Origin of the sequence: Psychroflexus sediminis, from assembly GCF_900099815.1 — a bacterium.
Classification (GTDB): domain Bacteria; phylum Bacteroidota; class Bacteroidia; order Flavobacteriales; family Flavobacteriaceae; genus Psychroflexus; species Psychroflexus sediminis.
The window spans coordinates 1-12,901 of record NZ_FNCW01000003.1 but is presented as its reverse complement, the minus strand read 5'-3'; the positions used below and the strand labels follow the sequence as shown (position 1 = coordinate 12,901).

Annotated in this window: 16 protein-coding genes; 8 read left to right on the top strand and 8 right to left on the bottom strand. The window is 36.9% G+C overall.

Annotation, left to right across the window (positions count from 1 at the left end):
- The first annotated feature begins 40 nt into the window (after positions 1–40).
- The gene (locus tag BLP81_RS02975; protein WP_093365519.1) at positions 41–697 is read left to right on the top strand and encodes an alpha/beta hydrolase; all 657 of its coding nucleotides are present in this window, start codon (positions 41–43) and stop codon (positions 695–697) included.
- Between the two features lie 43 nt (positions 698–740).
- Here BLP81_RS02975 and BLP81_RS02970 read toward each other — a convergent pair whose 3' ends face one another.
- The 3 genes from BLP81_RS02970 to BLP81_RS13585 form a co-directional block, all read right to left on the bottom strand.
- Positions 741–1,235: a GreA/GreB family elongation factor gene (locus BLP81_RS02970; RefSeq protein ID WP_093365517.1), complete on the bottom strand. Its 495-nt coding sequence runs from the start codon at positions 1,233–1,235 to the stop codon at positions 741–743.
- Between the two features lie 97 nt (positions 1,236–1,332).
- The gene (locus BLP81_RS02965) at positions 1,333–1,869 is read right to left on the bottom strand and encodes a DUF4136 domain-containing protein (RefSeq protein WP_093365515.1); all 537 of its coding nucleotides are present in this window, start codon (positions 1,867–1,869) and stop codon (positions 1,333–1,335) included.
- Between the two features lie 103 nt (positions 1,870–1,972).
- Positions 1,973–2,140: a C1orf53 family protein gene (locus BLP81_RS13585; protein WP_176752676.1), complete on the bottom strand. Its 168-nt coding sequence runs from the start codon at positions 2,138–2,140 to the stop codon at positions 1,973–1,975.
- 71 nt (positions 2,141–2,211) lie between these two features.
- Between BLP81_RS13585 and BLP81_RS02960 the strand changes: the two genes are divergently transcribed.
- The 6 genes from BLP81_RS02960 (at position 2,212) to BLP81_RS02935 (ending at position 6,442) form a co-directional block, all read left to right on the top strand.
- Entirely contained in the window at positions 2,212–3,147 is a 936-nt protein-coding gene (locus BLP81_RS02960; RefSeq protein WP_093365513.1) for a 1-aminocyclopropane-1-carboxylate deaminase/D-cysteine desulfhydrase, read from the top strand.
- Positions 3,144–3,995 carry a glucosaminidase domain-containing protein gene (locus tag BLP81_RS02955; protein ID WP_093365511.1) on the top strand — a complete coding sequence of 284 codons (852 nt, stop codon included), beginning with the start codon at positions 3,144–3,146 and terminating at the stop codon, positions 3,993–3,995. Before BLP81_RS02960 ends, BLP81_RS02955 begins: the two co-directional genes overlap by 4 nt.
- 4 nt (positions 3,996–3,999) lie before the next feature.
- Positions 4,000–5,289 (top strand): glutamate-1-semialdehyde 2,1-aminomutase, encoded by a 1,290-nt coding sequence (gene hemL, locus BLP81_RS02950; RefSeq protein ID WP_093365509.1) that lies wholly within the window; start codon positions 4,000–4,002, stop codon positions 5,287–5,289.
- A gap of 67 nt (positions 5,290–5,356) precedes the next feature.
- A complete protein-coding gene (locus tag BLP81_RS02945; protein WP_093365507.1) occupies positions 5,357–5,665 on the top strand; it encodes a CD225/dispanin family protein in 309 nt (102 codons plus the stop codon).
- Between the two features lie 3 nt (positions 5,666–5,668).
- The gene (locus BLP81_RS02940) at positions 5,669–6,076 is read left to right on the top strand and encodes a DUF2752 domain-containing protein (RefSeq protein WP_093365506.1); all 408 of its coding nucleotides are present in this window, start codon (positions 5,669–5,671) and stop codon (positions 6,074–6,076) included.
- Positions 6,077–6,082: 6 nt separating this feature from the next.
- Positions 6,083–6,442 carry a DoxX family protein gene (locus BLP81_RS02935; protein WP_093365504.1) on the top strand — a complete coding sequence of 120 codons (360 nt, stop codon included), beginning with the start codon at positions 6,083–6,085 and terminating at the stop codon, positions 6,440–6,442.
- Here BLP81_RS02935 and BLP81_RS02930 read toward each other — a convergent pair.
- Together BLP81_RS02930 and BLP81_RS02925 are read right to left on the bottom strand one after the other, a co-directional pair.
- On the bottom strand, positions 6,439–8,235 hold the full coding sequence (locus BLP81_RS02930; RefSeq protein ID WP_093365502.1) for an SLC13 family permease: 1,797 nt from the start codon (positions 8,233–8,235) through the stop codon (positions 6,439–6,441). The genes BLP81_RS02935 and BLP81_RS02930 overlap by 4 nt on opposite strands.
- An 84-nt stretch (positions 8,236–8,319) precedes the next feature.
- Entirely contained in the window at positions 8,320–8,757 is a 438-nt protein-coding gene (locus tag BLP81_RS02925) for an RrF2 family transcriptional regulator (protein ID WP_093366134.1), read from the bottom strand.
- A gap of 81 nt (positions 8,758–8,838) precedes the next feature.
- Here BLP81_RS02925 and recQ point away from each other — a divergent pair, with 81 nt between their 5' ends.
- Positions 8,839–10,926 carry a DNA helicase RecQ gene (gene recQ, locus BLP81_RS02920; protein WP_093365498.1) on the top strand — a complete coding sequence of 696 codons (2,088 nt, stop codon included), beginning with the start codon at positions 8,839–8,841 and terminating at the stop codon, positions 10,924–10,926.
- On the opposite strand, the gene BLP81_RS02915 is transcribed toward recQ, so the two are convergent.
- From BLP81_RS02915 to BLP81_RS02905, 3 genes are all read right to left on the bottom strand, one after another.
- Positions 10,927–11,574: a hypothetical protein gene (locus BLP81_RS02915; RefSeq protein ID WP_093365493.1), complete on the bottom strand. Its 648-nt coding sequence runs from the start codon at positions 11,572–11,574 to the stop codon at positions 10,927–10,929.
- Positions 11,575–11,636: 62 nt separating this feature from the next.
- Positions 11,637–12,158 carry a 4'-phosphopantetheinyl transferase family protein gene (locus BLP81_RS02910; RefSeq protein ID WP_093365490.1) on the bottom strand — a complete coding sequence of 174 codons (522 nt, stop codon included), beginning with the start codon at positions 12,156–12,158 and terminating at the stop codon, positions 11,637–11,639.
- Complete coding sequence (locus BLP81_RS02905; protein WP_093365487.1) at positions 12,155–12,409, bottom strand: acyl carrier protein; 255 nt, start codon at positions 12,407–12,409, stop codon at positions 12,155–12,157. The genes BLP81_RS02910 and BLP81_RS02905 overlap by 4 nt, the downstream gene beginning before the upstream one ends.
- Positions 12,410–12,901 lie beyond the last annotated feature (492 nt).

Sequence of the window (12,901 nt, the reverse complement as noted above, 5' to 3'; positions counted from 1 at the left end):
ACATTTACTTTGAGTAAAAATTTTAAAATTTACGAATAAAGTGAGTCACACAAAACACGTCAGTTATCAATCTACAAACACCTACTCTACTCTTAATTCAATGACCGATGACACCCAAAACATTTGGATTGCCTGTCATGGTATTGGTTATTTGAGTAAATTTTTTATCACCTATTTTGAAGATTTGGATCCAAAACGCAACTATATCATTGCTCCGCAGGCACCTTCCAAATATTACCAAAGCAAAGCTTACAAATATGTAGGAGCGTCCTGGCTAACCAAAGAAAACAGAGAACTGGAAACGGAAAACGTCCTGAATTATTTAGATGCCCTTTTAGAAAGGGAAAGATTACCAAGGGATAAGAAGATTATTCTCCTGGGGTTTTCGCAAGGTGTTTCGGTAGTCACCCGCTGGTTGGCGCAGCGCAGGATTTATTGTGACCATTTGGTGATACATTCTGGAGGTATTCCTACAGAATTTGATTCTGAGAGCTTTAACTATCTGCCGAATTTAAAAACATCCATCATCTACGGGATAAAAGACGAATATCTTACGGAGAAAAAAATTCAATCTCAGCTAGAATTAGCTAAATCGATTTTTCCTAATCTACCAGAAGTTTTAAAATTTGAGGGGAAACATGAGATGCATAAAGCCAGTTTAGAAAAGATTTCAAAGGAAGTTAATCTGGAAAATTAACAATTCGTTTAAGAAGTTATAAATAAAAGCCGGGAAAATCATCTCAATAGCTGATTTTCAGAATCTCAACAGGCCGGGTTTCTTCTCCGAGTTTGAAGTCAAATTTATCAGCCTCTTTTTTGGAGGTCATTGCTTTGGCAAGTGGAGAAATAAAAGCGATTTTCTTTTCTTTCACATCGGCTTCATCTACACCAACAATTTGAAATTCTTGAATCGTTTTATTCATTTTAAATCTGACCTTAGCTCCAAACCGCACTTCATTTGGATTCTGGTTTTCAGGTAGAATAACCTGAGCTGTTTTTAACCTTTCATTGAGTAATTTCAACTTGCCGTCAATCATAGAAAGTTCCCGTCTGCGTTCAGTTTCGTCCTCAACAGTCAAATTTGTTCGCTGTTTTTCTAAAAAGTTTTTTTCTTTCTCCAATAAGTCTTTCCCAAAGGGAGTCACGTAATTGATTTCTTTCTCTGGCAATGACGCTCTTGGTGGAACTACTATAGGTGCTTCTTGATCACTTTCTTTAACAAATCCTCTACTCATAAACTTATATTTAATTAAAAAAATAAAGCTGTACAACATGTAATATAACATTTTTGTACAGCTTTACCTAACAAACTAAATAAACACAACCATGAACTTAATCTTGGTTTCTTTCTGGAGGGTATTTCTCCAATATTTCTCTTACAATTTCATTTATTTTTTCAATTTTCTTATCCATATCAAGACTTAGGATACCAGTCCCAAGACCTTGCCAAACCAGCTCATTTTTCTCAGCATCGATCAAATCAATATACAAGGTTCCTTCCACATTTGTCGACACGTTATTGAATCCGCCTGGACCCCAGAAATACGGATTCCAACCCCAGCCATAACCAAAATTATTCTGGTAGATATTCACGTTTTCTGTAGTTTCAGTAAAAATACTCACCAGTAAATCTGGATTGGTTTTTTTAACCATTCCTTTGGCAACTAACTCTCTCTCAATAGCTCTTAAAATTCTTTTCTTATCTAAATCAGAAATTTCTGCAGCATCAATTCCAGGTTTATAAAAAGCAAAAGAATCGTATTTTGTAAAATCTATTTTCCTATCATAATCTGTAGCTACCTTAATAGACGAACATGAAGTTAAGAAAAAAATTCCGACAAGGAATAAAGTGAGTTTAAATGTTTTCATTTTTTTAAATCTTAGAAGATTATGAGCAATTAAATATAAATAATCAAGTAATATGCCAAAGTAGTGAAGTATTGAGTGTTTTATAAGATTAAATCAAATAAAATCAGTTAGCATCTCTATTTTTATCAAATCCATAGGGACAGTGCCTGCAACCACTTTTACAACAGTATCCTCGTTTGAGATGATACTGCTTGGTAAAGCATCTATAGCCTTCTTTTGTTACATAAAAATCTCCTTCTTCTAAGGGAATATGTTTTTTAAATGTATTCATTAGCGAAATTTAATAAACTTCTCTTCATATTGAAAATAAGGCTTTAATTTTGAGTTTAATTTTAGAATTATATGACTTCTATTTCTTTTTTTGAACAAAAGTATAATTCTGTAGCTGAATTTATAGGAAAATTTAGCGATGTAGAACTTTTCGTCAAACGCGAAGATTTAATACATCCCGTAATTTCGGGCAATAAATTTAGAAAGTTAAAGTATAATTTATTAGAAGCCCAAAAAAACGGCACGACTGATATCTTGACTTTCGGTGGAGCATTTTCCAATCATATTGCGGCTACAGCAGCAGCTTGCCATCTTTTAGAACTCCATTCTACAGGTATTATTCGTGGTGATGAACTCGGTCATGATCTAGAGAATACCCTTGCAACCAACCCCACATTAAAATTTGCTCATCAGAAAGGAATGCAACTTCACTTTGTATCCAGATCAGACTTTAGGCTCAAGAAAGACATGCCTATTGTAAAGACTTTACTCAACAACAAACCATCCACTACTATAATTCCTGAGGGCGGGACCAATGCGCTTGCCATAAAAGGCTGTCAAGAGATTTTGCAACATGAAGATGATTTCGATTTTATTTGCTCATCAGTAGGGACTGGCGGTACCTTAGCTGGGCTCATCGAAGCTTCAAAAGCTCACCAGCATTGCATCGGGTTTAGTGCTCTAAAAGGAGATTTTTTAAAAAAAGAGATTAGCAAATGGACCTCTAAAACCAACTGGTCACTTCAAACGGATTATCATTTTGGAGGCTACGCCAAGGTGAATTCAGAATTGATAGAATTCATGAATAATTTTCAAAAAACACATCAGTTACCACTTGACCCTATTTACACAGGAAAAATGTTTTATGGCCTTTTTGAAATGATTGAAGCTGGGTATTTTCCCAAAAATACTCGTATTTTAGCAATTCATACCGGGGGTCTTCAAGGAATTGAAGCCATGAACCAAAGGTTAGAACAAAAAGGCTTACAAACCATTAAAAGCTTATGAAATATACTTTCGCATTCAGTCTTATATTCCTGCTGATGATGATGTCCTGTGGTACATCGAAGAAAACGAAATCAGCTTCAGCTGAACAACCTAGAACTCAGCAACCCAAACCAAAAGCAGAACAACCTAACACCATAGGAAATACTGACTCGGAAGATAGCTTAAACCAAGAAACTGAAGAGGTTGAAGAAGTTGATTTGAGCAGCTTAAACGCTGTTGAACGTTATGTCTATAATTATGCAGGTATTGCCCAAGAAGAAATGAGACTTTATGGCATTCCTGCCAGTATCACTATTGCCCAAGGAATCCTGGAATCCGGTTCTGGAAGCGGAAAACTCACTAGACGTTCCAATAATCATTTTGGAATCAAGTGTAATGGATGGCAAGGCGATAAAGTATATCATGACGATGATGAAGCCCAGGAATGCTTTAGAAAATATGGAGATGCCAAATATTCTTTTAGAGATCATTCTTTATTTTTATTTGAAAGAAGCCGATATGGTTTTTTATTTGACTATGACAGCGATGATTATAAATCTTGGGCTAGAGGTTTGAGAAGAGCAGGATACGCAACAGATCCAAGATATCCAGAAAAGTTAATCAGTTTAATAGAGCGTTATCAACTAAATGAATTTGATAAGGAAGTTCTGGGTAAAACAGGAGATACAGCCTTACCAAAACCTCAGAGACTGACACTGACTAATTCTGAATATTACAGGGTCAAGCGGGGAGATACGCTTTACAATATTTCTGAAAAATTCAATCTTACTGTAGAAGAATTAAAATTAATTAATAAGTTAAAAAGCGACCACATCCAAGTTGGTCAGGAATTAAAAGTAAAAAATTAAAGTTATGATATATAAACGAAGTAGTGCCTTATTTGATGAAGCTAAAAAATACATTCCTGGGGGTGTAAATTCCCCGGTAAGAGCTTTTAATGCTGTTGGAGGAGATCCTATTTTCGTAAAAAAAGCAGAAGGTGCTTATTTGTATGATGAAGATGATAACAAGTTGATAGACTATATTTCATCCTGGGGACCAATGATTTTGGGCCATGCTTTCCCTTCTGTTGTGGATGCTGTTGTAAAACGCACCAAACTCGGCACCTCTTACGGAATTCCAACAGAGCTTGAAACTAAAATTGCCAAGCTTGCTGTTGAAATGGTGCCCAACATCGATAAAATTCGTTTTGTTAACAGCGGGACCGAAGCCTGTATGAGTGCCGTTAGATTAGCGAGAGGGTATACCGGAAAAGATAAAATCATCAAATTTGCTGGCTGCTATCATGGTCATAGCGATTCTTTCCTTATCCAGGCGGGAAGTGGCGCAGTGACTTTTGGCGAGCCAAACTCACCGGGCGTTACAAAAGGTACCGCAATGGATACACTTTTGGCTCATTACAACGATTTGGAAAGCGTAAAAACACTTATCCAAGAAAATCATGGAGATATCGCCTGTATTATTATTGAGCCAGTAGCTGGAAATATGGGCTGTATTGTTCCTGAAGAAGGCTTTTTGGAAGGCTTGAGACAGCTATGCGATGAAAATAATATTCTTTTGATTTTTGATGAAGTGATGACAGGTTTTCGACTGGCTCCTGGTGGAGTGCAGGAACTCTTAGGAGTAAGAGCCGATATTGTCACTTTTGGAAAAGTGATTGGTGGCGGACTTCCCGTCGGAGCATTCGCTGGAAAATCTGAAATCATGAACCACCTGGCTCCTGATGGACCTGTCTATCAGGCTGGAACTTTAAGCGGAAATCCTTTGGCTATGGCTGCAGGTTATGCTATGCTCACAGAATTGAATACCAACAGAGGAATTTTTGAACGTCTGGATAAAAAAACAAAGACTCTGCACCAGGGCATGAAGAAAGTCCTTGAAGATGCTGGAGTTGTACATCGAATCAACAGAATCGGGTCTATGCTATCAATTCACTTTTGCGAAAACCCTGTCACTGATTTTAAATCTGCTGCCCATGGTAATAATGATAAATTCAAGACTTATTTTCATGGAATGCTAGACCGAGGGGTGTATATGCCACCCAGTGCTTTTGAAAGTTATTTCCTAAATGATGCCTTATCTTATGAAGATATAGACCATACCATCAAGGCACTTTCTGAATTTGTTGATGAATTGAAGTAATTTTCTTTACAAATATTTAATTAGTTTGGTTTGAAGTGTTAATTTTATCAAAACTAAAATTTATAAAATGGAAACTAACCAAAGTCAACCACCAATGCCTCCAAATCATTTGGCATTATCGATCATTACAACCATTCTGTGCTGTTTACCAGCTGGTATAGTAAGTATTATCTATGCTTCGCAGGTGAATTCAAAGTATAACGCAGGTGATTATGAAGGTGCCTTAAGGGCCTCTAAAAACGCTAAAACCTGGTGGATTGTAGCAATGGTTTCTGGCCTTGTTATAATCATAGGTTACATAGTATTTATTGTACTTGTTGGCGGTGAAGCATTCTGGGAGGCTTACAATGCAGAAATGCAAAAAAATGTCTATTGATAAGTGCTTAGAACTAATTCTTTACTGATAAAAATAGGTATACCCATAGCCATATTGACTCTGGGTATATTTTATTATTATTTTAATCCAACAAGCTTTGCCTTCACACCACAATGTCCTTTTCATTTTTTAACAGGATTCCACTGTCCCGGATGTGGCTCTCAGCGCGCTTTTCACGAGATTTTGCATGGCAATATCTGGACTGGCCTAAAGCATAACTTCTTGATTTTACTTGCTTTTTTAGTTATAGGTTATAAACTTTATGTGTCTTTCATCAATAAATCAACTTCCAAAAAAAATAATAATTTGCTGCATCATAACTCTACACCTTGGATAATTTTAGCAATAGTCTTGGGGTTTTGGATTCTTAGAAACATACCTTTGGAACCATTTCTAATCCTGGCACCCTAAACTGATATGATTGTTTTACAAATCCTGGTTCTCTTCATAAGTATTTCATTTTTCTTTTACGGACTTGGTTGTTTTTATAGCCCAAAGATGTATGAGGAATTCAGGAGATTTGGCTTGAGCCCTATTCAAAGACAGCTCACAGGCTTCTTTCAGGTTTTGGGAGCAGTGGGTTTGGTCGCTGGCTATTATTTCATCCCTGTTATAGGCTTCTTTGCAGCCATCGGACTCACGCTTTTGATGAGTCTTGGATTTGGAGTTCGAATAAAGATTAAAGACAACTTTGTTCAATCCTTCCCCTCCCTGTTTTTTGCCCTGTTAAATTTATATGTAGCCTTTAGATTTTTCGAGGTATTTGATTTGTTTTAAATCAGATCGAAATACCAGGGAATTGTAAAGCTGGAGATGATCCAGAATACCATATTCAGAAGAAAACCCACTTTAAAGAAATCTCTGAACTTGTAATTGCCGGCGCTATATACCATGGTATTGGTTTGATAGCCAATAGGCGTCATAAATGTGGCAGAAGCCGCAATCATCACAGTGACCAGAAAGGGTAAGACTTCAACCCCGGAATTGTGAGCGATAGCAATAGCAATGGGCGTCATTAAGGCCGCTGAAGCATTATTGGACATCACTTCTGTCAGCAGGGAAGTCACTAAATATAGTCCGGAAATCACAGCGATGATACCGATTGGTTGAAGCTGTCCAAGCATAGTCTGGGCGATAAGGGTATCCAGTCCCGTTTTGCTGATGGCCAAGCCTAAACTTAAAGCCCCAACCAGAAGGAAAATAATCTTCCAGTTGATGGCTTCGTAGATTTCTTTCATCGTGAGTATCCTGGCAAATACCAAAACTACCACCGCACAAATGGCCCCTACCATAATGTCTAAAAATCCAGTACTCGCTAAAAGCACCATGATTCCAATTAATGAAATGACAATGCTAAATTTCTTCTTGTCAAAATCTGTGATATGATTTTCAGATAGCAAAACAAAGGGGGTATTTTGACCAGATTCCAACTTGCTCAACTCATCGACATAATGGGACTTGACTTCGGCAAGTATCACATCTCCAGCCTTTAGCTTGATATCATATAAGTCATCATGCTTTATGTCTTCTCTGTGTTTTACAGCCAGAGGAATTGCCCTAAACCGTCTTCTAAAATCTAATTCCTTAAGCGTTTTTCCATGAATTTCTGATGAAGAAGTGATCACCATTTCCACCAAAGCAGAATTTTTTCCAGAAAGGTCATTATCACCAATTTTCACCGGAGAAACCGATAAAGTCTTGGTCTTGCCTTTAAGTGATTTCAGCTTTTCCACATCACACCTCACCTTGAGAATATCTCCCTCATTCAACTCAAAATCACCAGGAGGCAAAGTAAACTGACTTCCATTTCGCCTCACTTCAATAATATCCATCTTGAATTCTGTCACCAGCTCAGATTCCATAATTTTTTTTCCTATTGAAGTTGAATTTGATAGCAATTCTACCAAAGTGATGTAATTATTAACTTCAAATTTTTCTCTTAAATTCTTAGAGCGTCTGGATTTAGGAAGGAGTTTAATGCCTAAAATTGACATATAAATAACACCCACTACTAAAAGTATCCCTGCCACAGGTGTCATTTGAAACATTTCAACAGCCTGCTCCCCTTCCTTTTCAGCTATACCACTAACCAAAATATTGGTAGATGTGCCAATCAATGTACACATCCCACCAAAAATAGAGGCAAAAGACAGGGGAATCAACATTTTGGATGGACTTTGCCCAGAGGTATGCGCAATCTGAATGACCACAGGTATAAAAACAGCAACCACAGGAGTGTTATTTACAAATGCAGAAATAATAGCAATCATAAACATCATCATCAAAATACCACTATTGAAGTTATATCGGAAAATATTTGACAAGCGGTGGGCTAAAACCTGAAGAGCTCCCGTTTTCAGCAAAGCAGCACTCAGCACAAACATAAAGGCAACCGTGATGGTAGCTTTATTACTAAAACCCTCAACCCCTTCTTGTGGAGTGATCACACCAGTCAGTACTAAAATAAGCATTATCGAAATAGCCACTAAATCTATAGGCAGAGCTTCAGTGGCAAATAAAATAACAGCAAGAATAATAACACAAATGGTAATAATGGCTGCGGTAGTCATCAAAAATATTTTTCCAAATATAGAATAGTCTACCTGATCTATAGACTTTATATAAAAAAATATTTATTTATGACTCTGAAAGAGCTAGAGAAGAGTAATCAGGCGATTTTCCCGTTTTATAATTTCACTTAAGCTTGCTTGTTTTAAAAGTTCTACAGTTTTCTTTTTTACTTCAAAAAAAACATCACGAATACCGCAGGTTTCTTCATCCTTGCATTCTTCACAACGCTCGTAGTATTTATAGGTCACACAGGGTAGAAAAGCAATAGGCCCATCGAAAAGGCGCATCACGTCGGCTAAATTGATTTCGTTTGGATCTTTCAAAAGATAATAACCACCTCCCTTTCCCTTTTTACTGGCCAGAATACCTGCTTTTTTAAGATTGAGCAAAATAGATTCTAGAAATTTTCTTGGAATATGCTCTTTATCAGCGATTTCACTAATAATAATAGGGCCTTCTCCATTTCTTTTGGCAAGAAAGACCAGGGCATTGATAGCGTATTTAGTTTTTTTGGATATCATTATGACAAATATATCATTATTCAACTTTAAAAAACTGAAACTGAAATTGTAATTTGCAACTTCAATTCCGAAACCTTTTTCATGTCCGCTCAACTTATTCAGAATAGCCTTTCACATCTTAAAACCTATTTTGGTTATGATAGTTTTAGAACACACCAATCTGAAATAATTGAGCACGTGCTCAATAAAAATGACGCTTTAGTGGTCATGCCTACCGGTGGCGGAAAGTCCATGTGTTTTCAGTTACCAGCTTTGTCATTTGAAGGTGTTACCCTGGTTATTTCTCCGCTCATTGCCCTGATGAAAGATCAGGTAGATGGACTAAAAAGCAACGGTATTGAAGCCGAGTTTTTCAATTCAACCCAGACAGCCGAGACCCAGCAGGACATCAAATCCAAAGTCGCCAGAAGAGAATTAAAATTACTTTATACCGCACCAGAGAGCCTTTCGGGTCTACAGGAGATTTTAAACGAAAACTATATCAGCTGTGTTGCTGTAGATGAAGCCCATTGTATCTCGTCCTGGGGTCATGATTTCAGACCTTCCTACCAACAGCTCGGGTTTTTGAAAAAATCCTTACCTAATACGCCGGTGCTGGCCTTAACGGCAACAGCAGATAAAACCACCAGAAAAGACATTCTAAAACAACTAAGCATTCCAAAAGCTAAAGTCTTTCTGTCTTCATTTGACAGAGAAAATATTTTTTTAGAGGTTAGAACTGCCAACCAGCGCTTAAAGCAGATTGAAAATTTCTTGTTGAAAAGAAAAGATGAAGCTGGAATTGTCTATAGCTTAAGCCGGAAATCTACAGAAAAGCTAGCCAAAGATCTCACTCAAAAGGGATTTAAAGCCAAAGCATATCATGCTGGTTTGGATGCAGAGACAAGAACCAAAATTCAAGAAGAATTCGTCTATGATAAAACCCAGATTATTTGCGCTACTGTAGCCTTTGGGATGGGTATTGACAAGTCGAATGTACGCTGGGTAATTCATTATAATATGCCCAAAAATATAGAAGGTTACTATCAGGAAATAGGCCGGTCTGGAAGAGACGGCCTTAAAGCCAATGCACTGATGTTTCATTCTTACGCCGATGTCATTCAGTATAAACGCTTCAATGAAAATGGAAATAACCAGGACGTTCAAGATGCCAAATTAGAACGTATGAAGCAATTTTCCGAAGCCACGTCCTGCAGAAGACGGATTTTACTTGGCTACTTTGGCGAACACCTCTCTGAAAATTGTGGATTTTGTGATGTGTGCAAAAATCCACCACGATTTATAGATGCTAAAGTTATAGCGCAAAAAGCTCTCTCTGCAGTGGCAAGAGTTAAGCAAGAAGAACCTATAGGGGTCATCATCGATATTTTAAGGGGAGCCAAAAATGCGGGAATTTATGACAAAGGCTATCAAGAGCTTAAAACCTATGGTATTGGAAGCGATATCAGCTGGAAAGATTGGCAGCACTACATTTTACAGCTTATCAACCTCGGCTATATTGAAATTGCATTTCACAGAAAAAATGCTTTAGAATTTACACCTTTAGCAAAACAAGTCCTTTTTGAAGGTGAGCAAGTGTGGTTAACAAAACCGAAAGCAGAACAAACTGGAGGGACAGAAATTAAGAAGGCCTCAAAAACATCAACTCTGTTCAATCAGTTAAAACAATTGAGGATGCAAATTTCTGTTGAAGAAAACATTCCGCCTTACTTGGTCTTCAACGATGCAACATTAAAAGAAATTGAAAAAGACAGACCTCAGAGTGAAGAAGAATTCAGATCCATAAGTGGTGTGAATAGCTTAAAAGCTGAAAAATATGCCGATGAATTTATTGAGGTTATCAAATTATTCAACACCAGGAAAAGAAAAAAGAAAACCTCAACTTATGAAGAGACCTATAAGCTTTATGAGGATGGAAATAGCATTGAAGAGATGGCTAAAAAACGAAACCTTAAAACGACGACTATCATCTCTCATTTATCCAAACTATATTCCGAAGGAAAACCTGTAGAGTTAAGACAATACATTTCGGACTCAGAACTAAAAGAAGTCGAGAGCATGCTTAAAAAGATAGATTATAAAGGCGCCGTAAAACCAATTTTTGAGGCTATGGATGAAAAAATGAGTTATGGAAAAATTCGAATAGCCATTGCTATTTTGGAAAAGTAGTTACTCGTTTTTAACGATGACGGTACTGGCTTTGACGCCAGTTAACAAATTCCAGACGTTTCTGGACAGCAGTTTAGACCCATCAATGATTTTAAGTTCAGCTGTATTTGGACCGGCCTCTCCCTGGTTGAGCGCTATAAATTCAATTTTATTAAAACCTATCTCAAGCGGTATGGTTATTTCCTTATAAGCGTTTTCCAAAAGTAAATTTTCTACGATGATTTTATCGTTAACTCTGATCTGAACACGGTCACCGTCATACATCATATGATCTCGGCAAATAAAGGTCATTTTGTCTGAAGAGGTTACAAAATCACCAAGACTCATATCTTCCGCCCATTCCGCTCTCATGCCTTTATTCTCATCTTCCGGTTTTTTGTTGAGCTTATCCGTCCACAAATCACTAGGATTGGTAAATTGAGTTTTCGCCTTAAAGTCAACGCCTTTTTCATCTTTTGCGAAAAAATCCTTGACTTTACTACGGTTAGGGACGCCAAGACGATTCATTCCGGAACTTGAACTCGACGATTTAAATCTCGGATTAGAATTCACTTCAGATCCACGAGTAGGAAAATCACGACTTTGAGCATTTACAAACCCTACGGAACTTATTAAAAGAATTAAAAATATGTAGTTAAAACCTTTCATCATTACAAATATAATAAACCAATTGCATGAATTGTACCAGAGACGCATTCTTTATTAAATTCTTAATACTGAAAGGCTTGGAATTTGCCGTGATGGGTTTTTGAAACAGGCGAAATTTTATCTGCCAGACTTAAGACTGGCAGACCCAGTTCTGTTTTTGTGAATTTTGGAAGCGATGGAAGATTGAGCTGATTTTTGACCTTCAAAAGAAAATCGCAACTCCCGCCAAAAAAATTATGATTATGTTCATTATCCAAGACTTCAGAATAGACGAAATCTTCGGTCTGAAGGGTTTTAATAGCAAGCTGATGATCACGAAAATCCACTGTTCCAAATTCAGAATCTTCAAAAAGACAGGTAAAAGCAAATGGATTGAACACCGGTTTTAGATCAAACTGTCTCTGAAATGCTTTATAAGCACTTTCTTTCATCGTCCACATTCTCCAGAAGCACTTCACGGGATCGGTAGCAGATAAAATGCGTTCGATTTCTTCGGGGGAACTGACTTTTTGAAGATATCGAGGCCGAAAAATGTTTGACTCTTCCTTGGCCTTAGCTAAATCGACGATGTCATTCCCAATCACTTTGCTTTCAGTTTATTTTGAATGACCTCAACAGTAGTTTCTACATCGGTCATTTTTTCCATATCGTCATTTTCAATACGAATGTCGAATTCATCCTCAACATCAAGCACGATGTCCACCAGATTAGCAGAATTGATTTCAAGGTCATTGATGAAGTTAGATTCAGGGCTTAGATTTTCAAAATTTTCCTGATTGTTGACATAAGGTTTTACGATTTGCTTTAAACGCGCTTGTATAGCTTCAGAAGTCATAAATTTTTTGAAAGCAATTTACTAATTTGTTTTTATAATTTTGAATATAAGTAAAGACTCCACACTAAGAAATATCCTATGAATGTTCTACCGGGTTTTCAATTTAATTGCTTCTGTCTAAAAACCTCTCGACTGCGCTATTAGTTTTACATTTTATATTTATAAGAAGTTTAATCATATTAAATTTCTGAAAAACCAGAGGAGCAAGGTGAACTATCTCGACTCTTGAAATTTAAGCTTCATATCGAGCATTAGTCCTTGCACCCTCTTTAGGTTTTGGTACCATTTAGAATGTAAAGCTTTTAGGCTTATTAATAGCGTTAGTACTCAGACCTATTGGTTCTTCAGGTTTTTAATAGCTAATTCAAAGTTATGGAAAATATTGTTACAGGAATTGACATTTCAAAAGACACTTTAGATTATTGCTGTTTGAACAGCAATGATGTACAAGTTAAAAACAGAGGTGTTCTGGATAATCACCCACAATCTATT

Coding starts and splice junctions, on each gene's coding strand:
- hemL (WP_093365509.1), top strand. CDS start 4,000: ATGATATATAAACGAAGTAGTGCCTTATTTGATGAAGCTAAAAAATAC.
- BLP81_RS02915 (WP_093365493.1), bottom strand. CDS start 11,574: ATGAAAGGTTTTAACTACATATTTTTAATTCTTTTAATAAGTTCCGTA.
- BLP81_RS02970 (WP_093365517.1), bottom strand. CDS start 1,235: ATGAGTAGAGGATTTGTTAAAGAAAGTGATCAAGAAGCACCTATAGTA.
- BLP81_RS02930 (WP_093365502.1), bottom strand. CDS start 8,235: ATGACTACCGCAGCCATTATTACCATTTGTGTTATTATTCTTGCTGTT.
- BLP81_RS13585 (WP_176752676.1), bottom strand. CDS start 2,140: ATGAATACATTTAAAAAACATATTCCCTTAGAAGAAGGAGATTTTTAT.
- BLP81_RS02965 (WP_093365515.1), bottom strand. CDS start 1,869: ATGAAAACATTTAAACTCACTTTATTCCTTGTCGGAATTTTTTTCTTA.
- BLP81_RS02955 (WP_093365511.1), top strand. CDS start 3,144: ATGAAATATACTTTCGCATTCAGTCTTATATTCCTGCTGATGATGATG.
- BLP81_RS02925 (WP_093366134.1), bottom strand. CDS start 8,757: ATGATATCCAAAAAAACTAAATACGCTATCAATGCCCTGGTCTTTCTT.
- BLP81_RS02935 (WP_093365504.1), top strand. CDS start 6,083: ATGATTGTTTTACAAATCCTGGTTCTCTTCATAAGTATTTCATTTTTC.
- BLP81_RS02960 (WP_093365513.1), top strand. CDS start 2,212: ATGACTTCTATTTCTTTTTTTGAACAAAAGTATAATTCTGTAGCTGAA.
- BLP81_RS02945 (WP_093365507.1), top strand. CDS start 5,357: ATGGAAACTAACCAAAGTCAACCACCAATGCCTCCAAATCATTTGGCA.
- BLP81_RS02905 (WP_093365487.1), bottom strand. CDS start 12,409: ATGACTTCTGAAGCTATACAAGCGCGTTTAAAGCAAATCGTAAAACCT.
- recQ (WP_093365498.1), top strand. CDS start 8,839: ATGTCCGCTCAACTTATTCAGAATAGCCTTTCACATCTTAAAACCTAT.